Annotated in this window: 18 protein-coding genes; 5 read left to right on the top strand and 13 right to left on the bottom strand. The window is 43.4% G+C overall.

Annotated features, from left to right (window positions below; translation table 11 throughout):
- Positions 1-95: 95 nt before the first annotated feature.
- The 3 genes from V6C27_10305 to cooS all read right to left on the bottom strand — a co-directional run bounded on the left by V6C27_10305 (position 96) and on the right by cooS (position 5,295).
- The gene (locus tag V6C27_10305; GenBank protein ID MEG6616806.1) at positions 96-986 is read right to left on the bottom strand and encodes a YitT family protein; all 891 of its coding nucleotides are present in this window, start codon (positions 984-986) and stop codon (positions 96-98) included.
- A 10-nt stretch (positions 987-996) separates the two neighbouring features.
- Positions 997-3,180, bottom strand: a complete 2,184-nt coding sequence (locus V6C27_10300) for a DNA topoisomerase III (GenBank protein MEG6616805.1) — start codon at positions 3,178-3,180, stop codon at positions 997-999.
- 201 nt (positions 3,181-3,381) lie between these two features.
- Positions 3,382-5,295 carry an anaerobic carbon-monoxide dehydrogenase catalytic subunit gene (cooS, locus tag V6C27_10295; protein MEG6616804.1) on the bottom strand — a complete coding sequence of 638 codons (1,914 nt, stop codon included), beginning with the start codon at positions 5,293-5,295 and terminating at the stop codon, positions 3,382-3,384.
- A 200-nt stretch (positions 5,296-5,495) separates the two neighbouring features.
- On the opposite strand from cooS, the gene V6C27_10290 reads away from it, so the two are divergent.
- Entirely contained in the window at positions 5,496-6,164 is a 669-nt protein-coding gene (locus tag V6C27_10290) for a Crp/Fnr family transcriptional regulator (GenBank protein ID MEG6616803.1), read from the top strand.
- Between the two features lie 177 nt (positions 6,165-6,341).
- Here the strand turns inward: V6C27_10290 and V6C27_10285 are convergent, their stop codons facing one another.
- Positions 6,342-6,530: a 4Fe-4S binding protein gene (locus V6C27_10285; protein ID MEG6616802.1), complete on the bottom strand. Its 189-nt coding sequence runs from the start codon at positions 6,528-6,530 to the stop codon at positions 6,342-6,344.
- Positions 6,531-6,673: 143 nt separating this feature from the next.
- Between V6C27_10285 and V6C27_10280 the strand changes: the two genes are divergently transcribed.
- Both V6C27_10280 and V6C27_10275 read left to right on the top strand, forming a co-directional pair.
- On the top strand, positions 6,674-7,141 hold the full coding sequence (locus V6C27_10280) for a NapC/NirT family cytochrome c (GenBank protein ID MEG6616801.1): 468 nt from the start codon (positions 6,674-6,676) through the stop codon (positions 7,139-7,141).
- A complete protein-coding gene (locus V6C27_10275) occupies positions 7,138-8,424 on the top strand; it encodes an ammonia-forming cytochrome c nitrite reductase subunit c552 (GenBank protein ID MEG6616800.1) in 1,287 nt (428 codons plus the stop codon). The genes V6C27_10280 and V6C27_10275 overlap by 4 nt, the downstream gene beginning before the upstream one ends.
- A 47-nt stretch (positions 8,425-8,471) precedes the next feature.
- On the opposite strand, the gene V6C27_10270 is transcribed toward V6C27_10275, so the two are convergent.
- Entirely contained in the window at positions 8,472-10,094 is a 1,623-nt protein-coding gene (locus tag V6C27_10270) for a nitrite/sulfite reductase (GenBank protein MEG6616799.1), read from the bottom strand.
- 236 nt (positions 10,095-10,330) lie between these two features.
- Here V6C27_10270 and V6C27_10265 point away from each other — a divergent pair, with 236 nt between their 5' ends.
- Positions 10,331-10,738, top strand: a complete 408-nt coding sequence (locus V6C27_10265) for a hemerythrin domain-containing protein (GenBank protein MEG6616798.1) — start codon at positions 10,331-10,333, stop codon at positions 10,736-10,738.
- A 36-nt stretch (positions 10,739-10,774) separates the two neighbouring features.
- Here the strand turns inward: V6C27_10265 and V6C27_10260 are convergent, their stop codons facing one another.
- Positions 10,775-11,044 (bottom strand): TIGR04076 family protein, encoded by a 270-nt coding sequence (locus V6C27_10260; GenBank protein MEG6616797.1) that lies wholly within the window; start codon positions 11,042-11,044, stop codon positions 10,775-10,777.
- 164 nt (positions 11,045-11,208) lie between these two features.
- Between V6C27_10260 and V6C27_10255 the strand changes: the two genes are divergently transcribed.
- Positions 11,209-12,930, top strand: a complete 1,722-nt coding sequence (locus V6C27_10255) for an aldehyde ferredoxin oxidoreductase C-terminal domain-containing protein (protein ID MEG6616796.1) — start codon at positions 11,209-11,211, stop codon at positions 12,928-12,930.
- Positions 12,931-13,159: 229 nt separating this feature from the next.
- Here V6C27_10255 and V6C27_10250 read toward each other — a convergent pair whose 3' ends face one another.
- Genes V6C27_10250 through nuoH form a run of 7 tightly spaced genes read right to left on the bottom strand, consistent with a single transcriptional unit; the run spans position 13,160 to position 20,436 of the window.
- Complete coding sequence (locus V6C27_10250) at positions 13,160-14,587, bottom strand: NADH-quinone oxidoreductase subunit N (protein MEG6616795.1); 1,428 nt, start codon at positions 14,585-14,587, stop codon at positions 13,160-13,162.
- Positions 14,587-16,107 carry an NADH-quinone oxidoreductase subunit M gene (locus V6C27_10245; protein ID MEG6616794.1) on the bottom strand — a complete coding sequence of 507 codons (1,521 nt, stop codon included), beginning with the start codon at positions 16,105-16,107 and terminating at the stop codon, positions 14,587-14,589. The genes V6C27_10250 and V6C27_10245 overlap by 1 nt, the downstream gene beginning before the upstream one ends.
- Positions 16,108-18,024, bottom strand: a complete 1,917-nt coding sequence (gene nuoL, locus V6C27_10240; protein ID MEG6616793.1) for an NADH-quinone oxidoreductase subunit L — start codon at positions 18,022-18,024, stop codon at positions 16,108-16,110.
- Between the two features lie 27 nt (positions 18,025-18,051).
- On the bottom strand, positions 18,052-18,369 hold the full coding sequence (gene nuoK / locus V6C27_10235) for an NADH-quinone oxidoreductase subunit NuoK (protein MEG6616792.1): 318 nt from the start codon (positions 18,367-18,369) through the stop codon (positions 18,052-18,054).
- Positions 18,353-18,874 (bottom strand): NADH-quinone oxidoreductase subunit J, encoded by a 522-nt coding sequence (locus tag V6C27_10230; GenBank protein MEG6616791.1) that lies wholly within the window; start codon positions 18,872-18,874, stop codon positions 18,353-18,355. Before V6C27_10230 ends, nuoK begins: the two co-directional genes overlap by 17 nt.
- Position 18,875: 1 nt before the next feature.
- Positions 18,876-19,382, bottom strand: coding sequence for an NADH-quinone oxidoreductase subunit I (locus tag V6C27_10225; protein ID MEG6616790.1), 507 nt, complete (start codon positions 19,380-19,382; stop codon positions 18,876-18,878).
- A 4-nt stretch (positions 19,383-19,386) separates the two neighbouring features.
- Positions 19,387-20,436, bottom strand: coding sequence for an NADH-quinone oxidoreductase subunit NuoH (gene nuoH / locus V6C27_10220; GenBank protein MEG6616789.1), 1,050 nt, complete (start codon positions 20,434-20,436; stop codon positions 19,387-19,389).
- Positions 20,437-20,463: the final 27 nt, after the last annotated feature.

The following is a 20,463-nucleotide window of genomic DNA, read 5'->3' as shown; positions in this document are numbered from 1 at the left end:
TGTTTTCTTAGTTATCCACAAAATTTCAACTTTTCCACAGAATTATGCACAGCATAAAACATCGGCTCGTGAAATAACTCTCCCGAGCCGACTAATTAAGCTTTGTTTCTTTTTAAATCAAACCCTTTACCAGTTACCTCCACAGTTTCTGTCACAAACATAAAGGCTCGCTTGTCTGTTTCTGCCACAATTTCCTTTAGTTTAGCAATTTCAAAATGGTTTACCACACAGTTTATCACCTGTCTCTTTTGACCCGAATAGGCACCGTAGCCATCTAAGTATGTTACTCCCCGGTGCAGTTCTGTTAAAATTCGGTCAGCAATCAAATCGTTTTTATTTGAAATAATCATCACTGACTTATTATGGTTTATTCCTTCTAACACAAGGTTGGTGGCTCTCCCCGAAACCCACATATTAATAACGGTATATAAAATTACTTTTAAATCAAAGAAAAATATCGATAGAGCTAGAACGAAGATGTTAAAGTAAAAGGCGGTGGCCCCCACTGAAATATTCTTTTTCCTTTTTATAATAACCGCAATAATGTCGGTACCACCGGTGGAGGCACCGGCTTTGATCACAATGCCCACCCCAAAACCATTAATTATGCCAGAAAACACCGAAGCTAAAAAGATATCTAGCTCCGGTACTGGAATATAAGGCTTGGACAGGGGCAGTGCCACCACCACCACCAACATACCAATTAGGCTATATAATGTAAACTGCCGATTTAATTCCCTTAAGCCCCATAAAAAAATGGGAACATTTAATGCTAAAATGCCTAAGTTAATAGGAATATTCAGCAGATAGTCACCCACCAGCGCCAAGCCACTGGTTCCCCCAGCAAGGATGCCGTAGGGTATAATTAAGGCATTAAAGGATACCGCAATGAGGACGCTACCAACTGTGATGGCCATTATTTTTTTTAGTATTGCCAGGGAAGTTCTTTGGGCTTTAGCAAACTTCACCCTTGTCTTTCGATCCACAACCACACCTCTATTTCAACTTTAGCTTAGCCAAGGCTTCTGCCAACGCCGGGTTGGCAAAATCGTCTTTTTTGTTTTGTTGCTTGAGGTATTGAGAAATATCCTTTTTAGATACTTTTCCATTCTTTTCGTTTTTCCGGCGTTCATTAAAAGCAGACAGCTTTTCTCGATACCCGCACTGGCAAACAAAAATTTGCCCCTCTCCCTCGCCGTGCAACTCCATTTTTTTATGGCAGTTGGGACAACGGGCATTGGTTACCTTGCTTAAACCTTTGCGATAGCCACATTCCCGATCTTGGCACACCAACATTTTGCCCCGCTTCCCTTTAACCTCCAGCAAAAATTTGCCGCACTGAGGACATCTACTGCCGGTAATATTGTCGTGTTTAAATCTTTTGTCACTGTTTTTTATTTGATCAACTACAACTTGGGCATAGTTTTTCATTTCGCCAACAAAGGCATTTTTATTCAGTTGACCTTTGGCAATAGCCTCTAGCTTTTGTTCCCAAGAAGCAGTTAATGCCGGAGATTTCAAATCTTCTGGTACCAATTCCAACAATTGTTTGCCCTTGGCGGTAATATAAATATCTTTGCCCCGCTGCTCAATTAAAAAGTTGTTGAACAATTTCTCAATAATATCAGCCCGGGTGGCCACTGTACCCAATCCACCGGTTTTGCCAATGGTCTTAATTAACTCTTTATTCTCCCCAGCCATATATTTCACTGGATTCTCCATCGCTGACAGTAAACTGCCCTCGTTAAAGGGTGCTGGTGGCTTAGTTTCTCCCTTAGTTTGAATAACCGACGTTACCTTTAATATATCTCCTTTAGTTAGATCCGGCAGTATTTGTTCGGCAAAACCCTCATCGGTTTCTTCATCCACCGTATTTTGATAGACTTCTTTCCATCCTTGGGCAATAACTACCTTACCTTTAGCAATAAAGGTTTCATTGCCAATTAAAGCTTTAATGGTGGTTTGTTGGTATTCAAAGGGCGGATACAAAACAGCTAGAAACCGTTTCACCACCAGATCATATATATTCCGCTCTTTATGGCTCAACGCCTCTAAGTAAACCGGTTGCTCGGTGGGAATAATGGCATGGTGGTCAGTAACTTTACTGTTGTCCACAAAGTTTTTATTAGCCTTAATGGGGTTTCTCAATACTTTGGCAGCCATCTTGTCATATGGTGATGCACAGGCTTTAAGGCGTTCCTTGAGGGTATCAACAATATCTGTGGTGATGTACCGCGAATCGGTTCGCGGATAGGTTAACACCTTGTGCTGCTCGTACAACCTTTGCATAATGGCCAACGTTTCCTTTGCCGAGTAGCTAAAAATTTTGTTAGCGTCCCTCTGTAATTCAGTTAAATCATAAAGTTGAGGCGATAGCGCTTTTTTGTAAGTTTTAGTCACCTCTACAATTTCTGCATTTTTATTGGCAATGGTGTTAAGGATATTGACACATTTATTTTCATCAAAGGTTTTAATATCCTTGGTTTTATGGTCCTGCCAAACTAACTTCAATCCATTGGCCGCTGCTGTCAATCCGTAGTATGGTCGCGGTTTAAAGTTCTGTATTTCCAACTCTCTTTTAGCTATCATGGCCAATGTAGGCGTTTGCACCCGACCACATGATAATTGGGCATTAAACTTAGTGGTTAACGCTCTGGTGGCATTAATTCCCACCAGCCAATCTGCTTCTGCCCTGGCCACCGCAGAGGCGTAAAGATTTTCATATAATTTGCCATCCCGCAAATTTTTAAAACCATCAATAATTGCTTTATCGGTAACCGAGGAAATCCACAACCGTTTAGTTGGTTTTTTTACTTTCGCCTTTTCAATAATCCACCGGGCCACCAACTCGCCCTCTCGACCGGCATCGGTGGCAATGACAATTTGTGATACTTCTTTACGCAGCATTTGGCTTTTAACGGCGTTGAATTGCTTACCAGTTTGCTTGATTACCACCAATTTAAGCTGTTGTGGCAGTATGGGCAAATCCGTTAAATTCCAAGTTTTATATTTATCATGGTAAACCTCAGGCTCAGCCAAAGTTACTAAATGACCTAACGCCCAAGTAACAATATACTTATCCCCTTCCAAATAACCGTTACCCTTTTGTTTGCATTTTAGCACTCTGGCCAAATCCCTAGCCACTGAAGGTTTTTCGGCCAACACCAATGTTTTACCCATATTAACAATCCTCTCAAATTTGTTCTGAATTCCACCTATTCTCCCCTTACCTGCCAATTGTACTATTCAATTTACCAATAGTAAACTAAAAAACTATTCATCAAACAATTATTGCCCCATTATCTGTGGGGCAGGATAAATTATCTATTGTTAATACGAAATAAACAACCCGCCTGCCGATAAAGCAGACGGGTTATTTTACTAAATGCCCAGGGCGGCCCGTTTTTTATTAATATGTGCTTCAATATCCTGGGCTGCTTTAAAGGGGTCATCTCCCAGTGCTATTTTACCGCCCACCATGTTTTCCACATCTTCGGTCAGCAGTTTAGCCAGTTCCGGCCCACCGGTTACAGGGGGCACCGGGGAAAGGTGAGTGTATAGTCCATAAGCCATGGCAAATATACCATCAATGGTAGCCTTTTGCTCCATGTACTCTGGAGCACTGACTGCCACCGGCAAATCAGATGTATCCACATCCAAATAATCTGCCAGAGCCGTTACTACCGTTGCAATTCTTCCAGTATCGGTACAGGTACCAAAACTCAGAACCGGTGGTATACCTAGAGCTTGGCAAATTTCTTTCAAGCCAGTCCCGGCATACTGTAGCGCATCCATGTTAGCCATGCCGGCCACCTCTAAACCGTGGTTACCACAACCACCGGCCAACACCAAAATATCCCGCTTAACCAGTTCTTTGGCCAGGTTAACCGTTACATAATCCTGAGGACCGTTCTTTAAGGTACTGCAGTTAACAATGGCCACTGCCCCTTTAATCTTGCCAGCTTTAATAGCATCAACCAGGGGGTCTAACTTTCCACCCAGTGCTTTAACCACAGCTTCAGTGGAAAAACCGGCTATCGCTTTGGTTTTCTTTTGGGGTACATATGGTTTTACCTGTTCTTTTCTCACCCGGAAGTTGGCAATGCCCCAGTCCAAAAGTTGTCCGGCAATGTTAACTGCCTCCGGTGGCTTGTAATCTAAGTTTTTGTCAACCTTTGGTATTCTCACCAGGTCATTGACCGACACCAAAGTCACTTTGTATTTTTCCCCATAGGGATGTAAATTCGGCGGTGAACAGTTTTCATCCATAGCAAATACGTCCACTGTACCGGTGGCCAAAAGTGGTTCTATGGACAGCCAGTTACCAATGTGCCCAACAAACACTTCATCCATTTGGAATCTTTGCAGCAGTTCCTGTCCGGTTTCAATACTGCCCACCACTCTGATGCCTTTGGCCCCAGCCTGCTTGGCCTTTTCCTGCCATTCGGGTTTTTTGGCTTCATAAATTGTGGCCACCCCCACCCAGGGCTCGTGACCGTTGAAAACAATATTTACATAATCCGGATCCATTACCCCTAAGTCCATATCCACTTCGTGGGGGCTTGGTGTACCAAAGAGAATATCCTGACACATTTCTAACGGCAGTTGTGCACCATAAACCGCAGCAATGCCCAAGCGCATCGCTTTGCGGGCCAGCGATATGTAGTCGCCATCTACGTTGGTTAAACAGCTGGCAGTGGCATCTTTAATTTCATGCAACACCCCCGCAGGGTAAATTGCCAAGTCTTGCCACACCTTTTGCCTTTTCTTGGGTGCATACACTTGAATTACTTTGCTTGGTTCCCGGTAATCATTAGACATCTCTGCAATGAAGAAATCAGCCAGCCGTTCAGCGGCCTGCTCCACAGTACCGGAAGCATCAACACCCAAGTCTTTGCACATCTGATACAGCTTTTCCTGATCGGTAATTTTAAAGGGTGTTTTGCCTTGGGCGGTGGACTTTAGCGTGCTAAAGGCCATAAAGGCATGGTGGGCATAGGTGGATGTACCCATTACGTTTCTTAACAGCATATCCCGCATCGCCATGGCATCGGGACTGATGCCGCAGGTACCCAGTTCAGCCCCAGATTTTTGCGAAATTCTGCAGGGTCCGTTACTGCAAAGTTGACAACTCACCCCCTCAACACAAAAGTTACAACGAATTTTTTCCTGGGGATCATAACGGTCAAAAACATTACTCATACCATCGGGCACTAATCTTTTTTCATACATTTCCTGTACCGAGTCGTGGATACTTATGCGTCCATCTACGCGGTGCGGCACTTCTCTACCCATACATATCCCTCCGCAGCTTATTTAATTTCAGTGAGTATTATCCAACATTAACAATTTTTTTATTCCCACTATTAACATTTTATAAAAATGAAGGACTTCATCATTTGAAAGTCAAATATCTTTACTATAATTAATTGGATGCGGGAGGGATTTTTCTGAAAGAGAACCACCCCCCTATATGGGAATGCGCAGGTTGCCCGGTGCGTAAATTCACCATTGTGTGTGATTTAAAGGGTGAAGATTTGCAGAATTTTCAGGCCAACGTCAAAAAACATCATGTCAAAGCCGGCCAATTGATCTACTCTGAAGGCGAAGAATGTAATGGCCTCTATATAGTCATGCACGGCCTAATTAAATTGTATTACGAAAGTATTGATGGCAAGGAACAAATTGTCGATATCATTGAGCCTGGTGGAGTTTTTGGCAACGTATCCTTGGCCCAGGCCAGCACATGTGATGTCAGTGCTGAGGGCTATGAAGATGGAATATACTGTAGTATTCCGTTAACATACTATCAAGAACTAATTCAAACTAAGCCCCAGGTAGCATTACGACTGTTGTCGGTACTGGAAGGTCAGTTAACTAAATCCAGAAAAACCATTAGAGATTTAGCCTTAAAACGTGCCCGACAGAGAATGGCCTCCATTATAAATAGGTTAGCAGCGGATGAGTACCAAAACGGAGCCGCTGGCCGTGAAATCAGCCTGCCCATTACGGTACAAACACTGGCCTTTATGAGTGGGCTCACCCAAGAAACCGCATCCCGGGTACTGAGTGAGTTTCGTAAAGAAAACATCATTAGCCTCAAAAGCCGCAAATTAAAAATTTTGCAGCCTGACAAACTAAGGGAAGCCACAATACAACCATAAATGCAATTTTGAATTTTGGTTTTGAGTTGAAAACCAAGTCCAACATAAACTCTGTTCATAACAATGGTGAAAACTAATAATTCAAAATTCATCATTCAGAATTCAAAATTCGATAAAATATTAAAAGATGGAGGTAACTTGGTTACCTCCATCTTTTAATATTTACACGGTGGTTATTTATAGTTCCTGAACAGTATAACAGCCGTTGGGACAAATTGCCACACAGGTTTCGCAACCCATACAGTCAGTTGGTTCGCCAGTGATTTCAGCCTTTTCACCCACCAATTCTAACAAACTTGCTGGACATGGATCTACACAGGCTCCGCAGCCGTCACAGTTGGTGTTATCAATGGTAATCATAAACATGATCTTCACTCCTCCCTTTTATTTATAAAATACACCTAACATAATTAATAATAAATGATCTAGATCAGAAATCAATGCATATTAAGCAAAGAACAGGAAATTATAAAAACTGTTTAGTTAAACCTGACAGAGTAGGTGCTGGTATGAAAAGAAAAATTCTAAAAACACTGCTGATATTATCCACACTGGCAGTGTTAGCGATATTTGCCATTAAGATCCCCTTTATTTCACATCAATTGGACGGACCAAAATTCTGTGGCAGTTGTCACCTGATGAAACCTTGGGTGGACACCTACATCCAGTCTTCCCACAGTGAATGGGCCACCTGTGGCGGCTGCCACATCCCCCATAATGTTGTTAGCGGCGCCTTTTATAAGGCATTCACTGGAACTAGAGATGGCATCTATATGCTAATTGGACATGTACCGGACCGGATTCGCATCAGCGGTCACGGAGCCAAAGTGGTCAACGATAACTGCTTAAGTTGCCATCAAGATGTGATGTCAACGGTGGGGTACCCGTTGGCAGATCGCAACAAAAATTGTTTTGATTGTCACCGTGATTTACCACATAATCGCCAAGGGTTACAGAAAGGAGGGCAGCCCAATTGAAAAATAAAACCATATTAATTGCTTTAAGCGTTGTGGTAGCCATACTGGTGCTCGGGGTTCTTTATACTGTGTTCACCATCAATAATCGCGATCTGCATGAAATAGCCCTAAAACCAAACCCCGAAGAAATTCAACAAACCCCAGTGGACAATGAAGTTTGGGGTAAGTACTACCCCCGGCATTGGGAAAGTTACCAAAAGGGGCTGCAAAGTGATACCCAAACCAAATGGGGTGGTAACACCAAGGAATCAAAACTGGACAGATTTCCCTATCTTAAAACGCTATACGCTGGTATGGGCTACTCCGAGGAGTTCTGGGAACCCCGGGGCCACCCATACGCATTGGATGACATCACCAGCGTACCGGCATCCAGACGTAAAACCGGTGGTGCCTGCTTAACCTGTAAAGCTCCGGAAGTGCCAGGCTTAATTGAGCAATACGGGGATGCATTCTACACCACTCCCTTTGATGAAATGGCGAAAAATGTTGACAATCCCATCGGCTGTGCCAACTGTCACGACCCAGAAACTAACGAATTGAAGGTTGTTCAGCCAGCTTTAATTAACGCCTGGGAAAGACAGGGCAAAGACATTACTGAAGCCAACAGGCAGGAACTGCGCACCTTAGTTTGTGCCCAATGCCATGTAACCTACTATTTCAAGGATGGCACCAAGGAAACCACCTTCCCTTGGGATGAAGGTTTCAAGGCAGATGAAGCCTATCAATATTATCAAAAACTCAATTATTCTGAATGGGAGCATCCAATCGTTCAAACCGGTTTAGTTAAAGCGCGGCACCCAGACTATGAATTTTTCTTGGGCAGTACTCACCACTCGGCCGGCGTATCCTGTGCAGACTGTCATATGCCCTATGTTAAAGAAGGGGACAGCAAAATCACCTCCCACTGGTGGGTAAGTCCGCTGATTACTATAAAAGAATCATGTACCCAGTGCCATACCCAGGGTGAAGATTACCTCAGGGAAAGGGTCTATAACATCCAGGACCAACACGATGAGTTAATGGATGTGGGTGCCGAAGCAATGATTACCGCGGTTGATACCATCTCCCAAGCTCTCAAGACACCGGGGGTGGACCAAGAATTGCTGAAACAGTCCCAGGATAGATACCGCGAAGCCTTTTGGCATTTTGATTGGATCAGTACAGCCAACAGCATGGGTTTTCATAATCCCCAAGAGGGTGCTAAAGTGATTGGCCAATCCATTCAGTATGCCAATGAAGCAACCAGGTACGCCAGGGAGGCTATTTTAAAGGCATCAGAGTAAGGATAAAATAATTCAAGTGCAGGCAAAACGCCTGCACTTGAATATTGTTATGCCATTTGTTGCAATTTATCAGTGCCAAGAAATTGGTTTAGTTTTTCTTGGAATGCTTCCATACCCACTCGCCTTACAAACTGATTAAATTCTTCGCCCTCTGCCCGGCTATTTAGATAAAAATTAACCAAATGGGCTATGGCTGGGGCAATATTATCGTCGGGTATCCGACCGATTAACTTGGTAGCAAAGCCAGGGGTATTCCCTAACCAACCACCGATGAGAATTTCAAAAGCGTCGGTTCTTTTACCATCAATTTTAGTCACTGAACCCTGTAAGCCGATATCTGCTATTTGATGCTGGCCACAGGAATTAGGGCAACCACTGGCGTTAATTCTAATGGGAATGTCAATTTCAATATGTTGATCCAAATACTCCGCTATAGAACGCAACCTCTCCTTGGTTTCCACCACTGCTTTATTACAGAACTGATTACCTGGGCAAGAAACCGCATGGGCTAAAAATGTCTTAGCAAAGGGAGTTAACCGTTGTAGCAGTTTTTCAGCCAATAGTGATGGTACCTGGGCCTTTGGCACATTGGCTATAATTATGTTTTGACTGTTGCAGGTGCGGATGGAGCCATCACCGTACTTTTCAGCCAATCTAGCCAGTTCATCCAATTCGGCAGCATCCATCCGCCCCAGTGGAACCGATAAACCAACATAACACAGACCCGGCTGTTTTTGTTGATGTACCCCATAAAAATAACCAGCATTCCATCCCTTACTGAGGTCCTCCCCACGATTGGCAAGGGGGCCGGCAAGTTTTAGCAGCTCTTCTTTAAATTTTTCCGGACCCCAATCGGCCACTAAAAATTTCAAACGGTTATGGCTGCGCAGTCCCCGATAACCATGATCGCGAAAAATAGTGGTGGAGGCCACCGCAACCTTTAGCACCTCTTCAGGTCTGACAAAAATGTCTAATATCTGTGCCAAGTGCGGCTTGGTGGACAACCCGCCACCAACCTTCACATGAAATCCCTTAACTTTGTTACCCGCTATCTCTTTAACTGCCGGTGTAAAGGCAATGTCATTGATTTCGGCATGGTTAACATTAAATTGGTTACCGGATATTGATATTTTATATTTACGGGGCAAATTTGAAAACTCACGATTGTTTTGAAAAAAGTTATATACTTGTTGCACCAATTGAGATGCATCCAGCACCTCATTGGGGTCTATACCGTGAAGCGGGTTACCCACCACAGTCCTGGGACAATCACCGCAGGCTTCTACCGAACTGAGACCTACATCAGTCAATCGTTTGTATATCTCCGGCGTATTCTCCACTGTCAACCAGTGGAACTGAATGGCTTGACGGGTGGTGATATCAACCAACCCGCGACCAAAATCTTGAGAAATGCCCGCTAAGGTGCGGGCTTGAGTGGAACTCATAATACCACCAGGAATTTTCACCCGCATCATAAAATGCCCATCCGCTGACTTATGACTATATAAACCGGCCCATTTCATTAAATCCAGATCTTCTTCGTTAATCGCTTTAAATCCCTGTTGTGAGTAGTTGTTCAAATCGTCTAAAATATCTAGACCATCTTTTTTTAACTTAATCAATTCATGTTTGTTTAAATTTGAGGTATCTTGTGCCCATATACGTTGCATACTTTAAACCCTCCATATTTAAATTGCCTAAGTATAAATTGCGTTTATTGATTAACTACATTTAATGTTAACATAACAAACTAGTAGTGTCTAGCTGCCGACAAATATATTTAATAATGCAAATAATTAGATATGTTTAAAATTTATTTTGTCACCAATATGATTTGTGTCATTTCCCTGGAATAAAACCCCTGTTATTATATATTCACTAACAACTTTACAGGGGAGGTTATTTTATGAACATAGACAGTTTAAAAAGACAACACAAAGAAATCATTGAGGTTGTTCAAAAAATAGAAAGGATGCTGCAACCGCAAACAGTTGAGCAAAAAAGTTTTGATATTGCTATCCAAATAGGAATGTTGGCAGGTAAACTGTTGATCCACTTAAAATCAGAAGACCAGTACTTATATCCCGCTTTAACACAGCATTCTAACAAAAATATACAACTGATTAGCAAAAGGTTCATGTCGGAAATGGGTACCATCGCAGAGGTTTTTACTAAGTACAAAACCACTTATATGGTTGCCAGCAATATTAAAGCAAAGCCAGAACAATTTATAGCTGATTCCAATAAAATTTTTGAAACCATAAAGAAAAGAATACTGGCGGAAGACAAAGACCTGTACCCATTATTAAATTAATGGGTACAGGTTCACTTTAAGTATTTTTTTAGAATACTACTCAGTGATTTTCTCCACTTTGAAAACGTTAATCACTTTAACATCGGGACAGCAAAACACCCCGGTATTCTCATCTTCTTCCCAAGGAAAACTGCCACCATACCTTAAAATATCCACAACGGGAAATAATACATGCATGGCCATTGGACATATTTTTCCCCTTTCGCTATCAAAATCAAACGTATCTCCAATTTTATGACCACGATGACAAACCCCTGGACCAATTTTATTAATCACAGTAATTCTTATTTTCGGCCGTTTACCCATGGTGGCTAATCTCTCCTTTTTAATAAATTCAACTCAATAATAGCATATCGTAAATAACACTAATAAAACATGAATTAGATCACAATAATAAACGCTGTGTTTAACATATTTTTTTTTACATTGGCAATAATACCTTTAATTAGAAACAAAGGGGATTGCGTTAAATGAAAATATACCGGGTAAATATGACGAATCTCAGTGTAAAACGTGAAGATGTGCCAAAGGAGTGGCAACATTTAGGTGGTAGAGCTTTAATTTCTACCATTGTGGCCAAAGAAGTGGACCCAGGTTGTCACGCGTTGGGGGCAAAAAATAAATTAGTGATTGCCCCAGGCCTTTTATCTGGAACTAATGCCCCAAACTCCGGTCGCATGTCTGTTGGCGCCAAAAGTCCGCTGACCGGTGGCATTAAAGAAAGTAATGCCGGCGGTTCATGTGCCCAAAAATTTGGCAAATTGGGCATTAAGGCTGTGATTATTGAAGGGCTACCTAAAGAAGACAAATATTACAATCTACATATAGATAATAATGGTATTAAAATTCAAGAGGAAACAGAGTTTATTGGTCTTGGCAACTACGAAGTGATTGACAAACTTTCTCAAAGACACGGCAATAAAATCGGCGTCATGGCGATTGGCCAAGCCGGTGAATATAGAATGTGCTCCGCCAATATTTCTGTAAAGGATTATCACGGCAACATTCGCAGTCACGGTCGCGGTGGCATGGGTGCAGTGATGGCCTCCAAAAAAATAAAATACATCACTGTTGATGATAGCGGGGCCGCTGGAGTAAGCATTGCCCATCCAGACAAGTTTAAAGCCTCTGCTAAAGCCTTAGTCAAAGCCCTAAAGGAACACCCAGTAACTGGTCAAGGGTTACCGACCTATGGCACCAACATCTTAGTTAATATTTTAAACGAAGCCGGTGGTTTACCCACTAAAAATTTCCGCATGGGCCGTTTTGAGGGTGCCACTAAAATTAGCGGCGAATCGATGTATGACACCATTGTAAACCGTAAGGGTAAACCCACCCATAATTGTCATGCTGGTTGTGTTATCAGTTGTTCACAGGTTTATAATGATAAAGATGGTAATTTTATCACTGCTGGCTTTGAATACGAAACCATTTGGGGTTTTGGTGCCGTTTGCCTTGTTGACGACTTAGATATTATCGCCCAAGCTGATCGCATTTGTGATGATATTGGTATAGATACCATAGAAACGGCAGTGGCTATCTCCACAGCCATGGAAGCAGGTGTCATTCCCTTTGGCGATGGACAGGGAATGCTTCGGCTGTTGGAAGAAATTAAAAATGGTACTCCAGTGGGAAGAATAATTGGCAATGGTGCCGCCTTTACCGGCCAGGCCTATGGAGTTACTCGGGTAGCAGTGGTTAAAAAACAGGCAATCCCTGCCTACGACCCGCGGGCGGTAAAAGGTGTTGGCGTTACTTATGCCACCACTCCAATGGGTGCAGATCATACCGCCGGTTACGCTGTGGCCAGTAATATTTTAAAAGTGGGCGGACATATTAGCCCACTGGCCAAGGATGGCAATATAGAACTTTCCAGAGCGCTACAAATTGCCACGGTAAATCTGGACAGTTTAGGTTTTTGCCTATTTGTCGCCTTCAGCACGCTGGATAAGCCCGAAGCCAATGATGCAATTGCAGATTTAGTTAATGCTCAGTGTGATCTTAGTTTAACCGAGGACGACCTAACTGAAATGGGTAAAAGTATCCTCAAAATTGAGCGGGAATTTAATAGAAAAGCTGGCATCACTGAAAAGGATGATCAACTACCTGAATTCTTTACCGAGGAAATCCCACCTCACAACACCACTTGGGATTTCACTTCAGAAGAACTACAGGAGGTATTTGCGTTTTAACTTTAAACAACAGTTATCGCGCCCACCATAGCAACCTTTGTCTTTAGAGTGCAACTTTGCCACCATGCGCAAATGTTACGTTTTACGGGATCGATAAATCGAACCCCTACAAAAAGCATTTGCATGCAGTCATGAGTGTAATTCATAATTTAAAAGTATCTATATAAAACACTTATAACGTTACTCAAACAAAAACAAGGTGCTAAATCAGCACCTTGTTTTTCATTTTCTAGTGTATAAAGAATGAAGCTGCTGCAGTGTTTACCACTTCGGAAATGGGGCCTGGGTAAACACCCAGGACTATAGTGGTTACTAGCGTTGCCAGCAATACCACCGTTACACTGCCGCTATATTCTATCGGAGCGTTATCCTTTGGTTCATCCCGGTACATTACCAAGCACACCCGCAGATAGTAGTAAACTGAAATCATCGATATAATTAAACCCAGTAATGCCAGCCAAAAATAATCACCAACAATGGTGGTAAATAAATAAAACTTACCTACAAAACCAGCCAGTGGTGGAATTCCAGCCATGGAAAGCATGCTAATGGTCAGCACTGCAGCCAATAGCGGTGCCCGTCGGGCTAAGCCGGCATAATCGGCGATTTCATCGCTTTTAACTTTGTTATATACAGTGGCCACCACCACAAAGGCACCTAACGTGGCAAATACATATAGAAAGGCGTAAAACATAATCCCTTTTACCCCGGCTTCGGTTAATGCCACTAAGCCCACTAACATATAGCCCGCCTGAGAGATACTGGAATAAGCCAACATTCTTTTAATATTGGTTTGTGGAATCGCCAACAGGTTACCAACAACCATAGTGATGGCAGCCAAAATAGCTATGGCCATAACCCAAGTGCCAGCGGTGCCAATAAATCCAGCAACAAACAGTCTAATCACGATGGCAAAGGAAGCCGCCTTAGAACCCACCGCCAAGAAAGCCGTCACCGGTGTGGGTGCACCTTCGTAAACATCCGGTGACCACATATGGAACGGTACCGCTGATACCTTAAAACCTAACCCTGCTATTAGCAGTACCAAACCAAAAATCAACAATGGGCTAAGGGAACCGGCCACCACAAGTTGTGCTATCTCAGCAATCATGATGGTGCCAGTTAAACCGTAAACCAGCGATAAACCATACAACAACGCCGCTGCTGAAATTGCCGCCAGGATGATATACTTTATTCCCGCCTCAGCAGATTTGGCATCCCGTTTGTTCAAAGCCACCAATACAATGAAAGCTAAGGTCATTAATTCTAAGCCAACGTAAAGGGTAAGGAAGTCCCCCGCCGATGCCATCACACACATACCCAATATCGAAAATACTAAAATTGAGTAATACTCACCGTTGGCGCCCATATTTTCTACATATTTAGTGCAACCCATGGTAACCAATAGAGCACCGGTCAAACAGATTATTTTAAAGAATGTGGCATATTGATCCACTATAAACATGCCATCAAACAATGAACCTTGCATATCCCATAGCGCCACCGCAACAGCCAGTGTGCCCAACAGCCCGATGGTGGTAATGGCTCCCAAACCCCGCTTGGCATTAGGAGGAACAATTAAACCTAGCACCAAGATGGTTAATCCCAACACTGACAGTGTTATTTCTATCGTTAATAAGCTTACATCAAACGGCATTAGTTTATCCCCCCAATCTGTACAGCAGTGGGTAGGTATTCGTTGATGTGAGCCAGAATCGGTGTCACACCACTGTTAACAACATCAAACAACAGTGATGGCATGAAACCACCAATTACTAATACTGCTCCCAATACCAACAACGGCACCATTTCTGGACCTTTAAGATCCTTTAAGTGATTATACTCTTCACGGGGTGGGCCAAACAAAGTGTTGGCACCGGCCCGCAGTACATACAGTGCTGTTATAATAATACCGGCAATGGCCACCACTGCCAATAAACCAAAACGTTCAAAGGAACCAATAAAGATGGTAAACTCAGGTATAAAGCTTACTAAACCTGGCAGACCCAGCGAGGCCATGGCTGCTAGCATAAAACCGGCAGCTAATTTAGGCACTTGACGGGCCAAACCACCCAAATCCGGAATATGACGGGTATGGGTTTTTTCGTAAATAAAGCCAATCATTGCGAAGAATAGAGCGGCCATGACACCGTGGGCAAACATGTTAGCCACCGCACCGTTTACCCCAGTGACGCTTAGGGCAGCAACACCCAATAGCACATAACCCATATGGCTCACCGATGAATAACCAACAACATATTTTAAGTCCTTTTGCGCCAAAGCACCCATGGCGGCGTAAGCAACACCGGCTACACCCAGCACCGCAATCAATGGTGACCAGTAAGCAGCGCCGGCAGGCATGACGTAAATGGCAAATCTGATTAAACCGTAACCACCAATCTTTTTCAATACGCCGGCGTGGATCATTGACACTGCCGTTGGCGCCCCGGCATAACCGTCAGGAGACCAACTGTGGAACGGAAACATTGATAGCAGTGAACCAAAGCCAATTAGCATTAACAAGAACATCCAAATTTGAAACTGTTCGGGGAATGCCACTTGGGCTAAGGCCTCAAAGCTCATATCCGGTGTACCGGTTAGTTCTAATGCCTTAGTAAAGGTAGCAATTACCGCTGTCAATAAAAATGCCGACCCAATCAGTAGGTAAATGGTCAGTTTCATACCGGCATACTCTTTGGTTACCCGTTTAGAACTACCCCAAATTATTACCATAATGTAAATGGGGATTACCACCACTTCATAGAACAACAGGAAAATGAACAGGTCCTGGGTGATAAAGGTGCCCATAACCCCCGCTATCAACACCAACAACAGCACAAAGAATTCTTTAGTGCGATCATTAATGTTCCAAGAGGCAAAGATGGCGGTAAAACCAATCAAGTTGGTTAACAACAGCATGGGTAGCGATAAACCGTCCACACCCATGTAAAAAGTTACGCCTAAATCTTTAATCCAGTCTATACGATGCACAAACTGTACTCCGCCTTGGGCCATATCATAGGCAAAATAAACATACAAGCTAATGGCTAGCGAGATAAAGGTACCAATTGCAGCCACCGATTTGTGTAACTTGCTTTCTTCCTTAGGCAAAAATATGATGATTAAAGCTGCCAACAGTGGCGCCAACAGGCAGGCCGTAAGCAATGGAAAATTCATCTATTTTACACCTCCCAGCACCAGTGTGGTTGCGGCAGGGTCATTAAAGGCCAACAGCACAGTAATTACCAGCACGGCCAAGAAAAATACCAACACATAAGTCTGCAGTTTACCTGTTTGTGCATACCGTGTAACGCTGGGCACACCTCTGGTAATGGCAGCTAAACCATTGACTATGCCATCCACCACATAAATATCAAATAGGTAAATTAACTTGGCACTGCCGTCAACAATCTTGTGGTTAAACCAGAGGTAAATTTCATCAATATAGTATTTGTGATAAAGCAGCGTATATATTGGTTTGTACCTTACTGCCATCGCTTTAACGGTCTCTTTATTGCGATCTTTATAGTATAGTTGATATGCTAAGCCAATACCTGCCACCGCCAGTGCCACAGAAACTGCCATCACCACTATATTGGTTTCCACATGGTGTGGATGGCCAAAGAAAATCCATTCTTGCCAGTGGGGGGCCATTGGTGTGCCAATTAAACCGCCAACGGTGGCCATAACGGCCAGCACCACTAACGGCATAGTCATTGTCCAAGGCGACTCATGGGGATGGTTTTCTGGGTTCTCTTCACCAAAGAAGGCCAAGAATATCATGCGCCAAATGTAAAATGCGGTCAAAAATGCTGTAAAGGCTGCCATTAGAAACAAAATATAATGACCTTCTAAATAGGTAGTTAATAAAATTTCGTCCTTAGACCAAAAACCGGCAAAGGGTGGAATACCAGCAATGGCCAAGCCACCAATAACAAAGGTCCAACCGGTGATGGGCATCTTCTTAATTAAGCCACCCATTTTCCAAACATCTGCCCGGTCATGCAATGCATGCAACACCGAACCAGCACCGAGAAACATTAGCGCTTTAAAAAAGGCGTGGGTCCACAGATGGAAAAATGATGCCGTCAAGCTACCCACACCCAACGCCAGCATCATGTAACCCAACTGACTAACGGTGGAGTACGCCAAAATGCGTTTGATTTCCCGCTGGGTAATGGCAATGGTGGCGGCAAATAGGGCGGTAAAAGCACCCACAACGGCGATTAATTGCATGGCAGACTGTACCTCAACAAAGAGGAACATTGATCTACCAACCAAGTAAACACCGGCCACAACCATGGTGGCAGCGTGAATTAATGCCGATACCGGTGTCGGTCCTTCCATAGCGTCAGGCAACCAAACGTGCAACGGGAATTGACCTGATTTGCCAATGGGGCCGATGAACAGCAGTACCGCAATTAAAGTCATCATGCCGGCAGTGGTATAATTCTCAAAGTTGGGAATTATTTCAGACAACTCATGAATATTTAAAGTGCCAAAAATAATCTGCAATAACAGCATCCCCAACATCATACCAAAATCCCCGATACGGGTGGTGATAAAAGCCTTTTTAGCTGCCTCCCGGGCTGACACTCTGTGGGTATAGAAGCCAATTAAAAGATATGAGCAAAGTCCCACCAGTTCCCAGAATACAAACATTTGCAGTAAACTGCTGGAGATCACCAAACCAAACATCGATGCCGCAAATAGGGACAAATAAGCAAAGAATACTGAGTAACCAGGGTCACCCCTCATGTATCCTAAGGAATAAATCTGAATTAGCGACGCCACTAGCGACACCATAAAAATCATCATCGCCGATGACGGGTCTAATAATACTCCCACATCAACGTTAAACCCTTCCATGCCAAACCAGCGCATTGTGTATACCAGCGGTTGATATTGAAATTGCGGATTAGTAAAAACCCCATAAGCAGCCGATGCGGCAATAACAAATGAACTGAGCATAAAACCGATGGCTACGGCTGAACTCAATCGCTGCAAAGGTCTAGTAATAAACACAATGATTAAAAAGGCAAGGGCAGGTAGTAGAGGTACCAACCAAGTATGATGCATTGCAAACTCTACCATTTATAAACACCTACCTTCATAGAACTCCTACCACTTCATCAGGTTAAAGTCATCTAGGTTCACCGACAGCTTGTTGCGGAAAATTGCGATGATAATCGCCAATCCCAATCCCACCTCAGCCGCTGCAATGGCAATGACAAAGATTGCAAACATCTGCCCGGTTAACAGCTCGGGGGTAAAAAACTTATTGAATGCCACCAAGTTGATGTTGGCTGCATTTAGCATTAGCTCAATACAAATCAACACCGAAATGGCGTTTTTCTTAGTTATCGCTCCAAATAAACCAATGGCAAACAAAGCCCCGGACAGCAATACAAAGTGCATCGGGCTAATCGTTGTTAGCATCGGTCTTCACCTCCATGGACAGGAACACTGCCCCAATCAGTGCCACTAAAAGCAGTATCGCCACCGCTTCAAAGGGCACCACATATTTAGATAGCATTAGCTCACCAATTTTGGCCACTGTATCCTCTGGCACTGAACCCTTTGCCAAAGGAACAACGCCATTACTTTTAAGGGCCAAGGTTGATGCTGTCACCAGCAACAGACCTACCACTGAACCGCCCGCCAATAATCGTTTGTTAAACAGGTTTGATTTTTTAATATCATCCCTTTGGGTAAACATAACTCCGAACACCACCATAATACAGACGGCACCCGCATAAACCAATATTTGAATGGCCGCCAAAAACATAGCATCCAATAAAATAAATATGCCGGCCTGACCAATAAACACAACGGTCAACCACAACACACTGTGCACCATGTTTTTAGACATTACCACCATAACCGCTGTTCCCAGTACCACTAAAGCCAGCAGCCAAAAAGCAATGGCCGTTAAGTTTTCCATATTATCCCTCCTTGCCCGAGGAATCTTTGGCGGCAGCAGCCTTGGCCTTAGCAGCTTCCAAAGCAGCCTTTTTGGCTTCAGCTTCTTTTTTAGCCGCTTCTTCCAGTCTAGCTCGTTCTTCCGGAGGTAACGGTTGCTCCTCCACAAATACCATCGGCAATTTTCCCCACTTATACTGACATAATTCAAAGTCCTTTGCATACCCCAGGGCACCCTTAGGACATGCTTCCACACACATACCACAGAACATACAATACTTAATATCCATTTCGTACTTTAAAATACGTTTTTTCTTGGCCACTGTTTCGGTTTCCAAGGTAATTACCCTGTTAGGGCAAGACCGTACGCACATACCGCAACTGATACAAGCATCTTTATCAAAGGTAAATCTACCGTGAAAACGGTCTGGCAAAGGGTAGATTTCATCGGGATACTCCACAGTTACCTTTTTGGTAAAAAACTCTTTTAAAGTAATTGATAAACCTTTAATTAAACCGGAACCGTACATTTTATCACCATCCCATCATTTCAAAGATCTTTATTCCCAAACCGGTAACAAAGATGTTGGCCAGGGACAGCGGCAACAGCACTTTCCAACCAAAGCCCATTAATTGGTCAACTCGGATACGGGGAAAGGTCCAGCGGATCCACATAATGATAAAGATCATTAGGTAAACTTTGATAAACAGCCAAAGCCAACCGGGGATAAATGTCCAACCGAAGGGTGCCAACCAACCCCCTAAAAACAAGATGGCACACATAAAGGAAATCAGTAGCACATTGGCATATTCGGTCAAGTAGAACATGGCAAAGGCCATACCAGAATACTCAGTAAAGGGACCGGCAATAATTTCTTGCTCCCCTTCTATCAAGTCAAAGGGGGCGCGGTTACTCTCAGACAGGGCAGCAATAAAATAAATTAAAAATGCCAGCGGTTGGGTGAAAATAAACCAAATATGCTGTTGGCTGCGCACAATTTCACTCATATTTAAGGTACCGGTGATCATCACCACACCCAGTAGGGACAACACCAGGGGCAGTTCATAACTAACCATCTGGGCAACCACCCGCATACCACCCAAAAGCGAGTATTTGTTGTTAGAAGACCAACCGGCCATCCAAAAAATAACGGTAGCAAGGGAAGTCACAGCCAGGGCGTAAAACACTCCAATATTCATATCAATGGCCGCCATACCCTCCCCAAAGGGGATCACCGCAAAAATTAATAATGGCGGTGCAAATATCAAGATGGGTGCCAAGATATACAGTGTTTTATCCACTTCACTTGGCGTAATTATTTCTTTACCAAACAGTTTCAGCGCATCTGCTAGGCTCTGAAACAAACCTTTCGGACCAACACGATTCGGACCAGGACGGCACTGGATATAGCCGCAGACCTTTCGTTCCATGTAGATCAGCCAGATGGCATTTAGTAAAATAAACACCAATATAGCCACTACTTTAATTAATACCATCGCAGTATCAGTCAAAAAAGAAGACAGTCCAACATTTTCCAGTGTGGCCCTAAGCGAACCGGCTATATCTACAAACAAGTTTTCCATGCCAATTCCCCCAGACATAATTTCTTA

Source organism: Peptococcaceae bacterium 1198_IL3148 (genome assembly GCA_036763105.1).
In the GTDB taxonomy this organism is placed as follows: domain Bacteria; phylum Bacillota; class Desulfotomaculia; order Desulfotomaculales; family Desulfohalotomaculaceae; genus JBAIYS01.
Note: the sequence above shows the minus strand (reverse complement) of the source record. Positions and strands in the feature narration are given on the sequence as shown.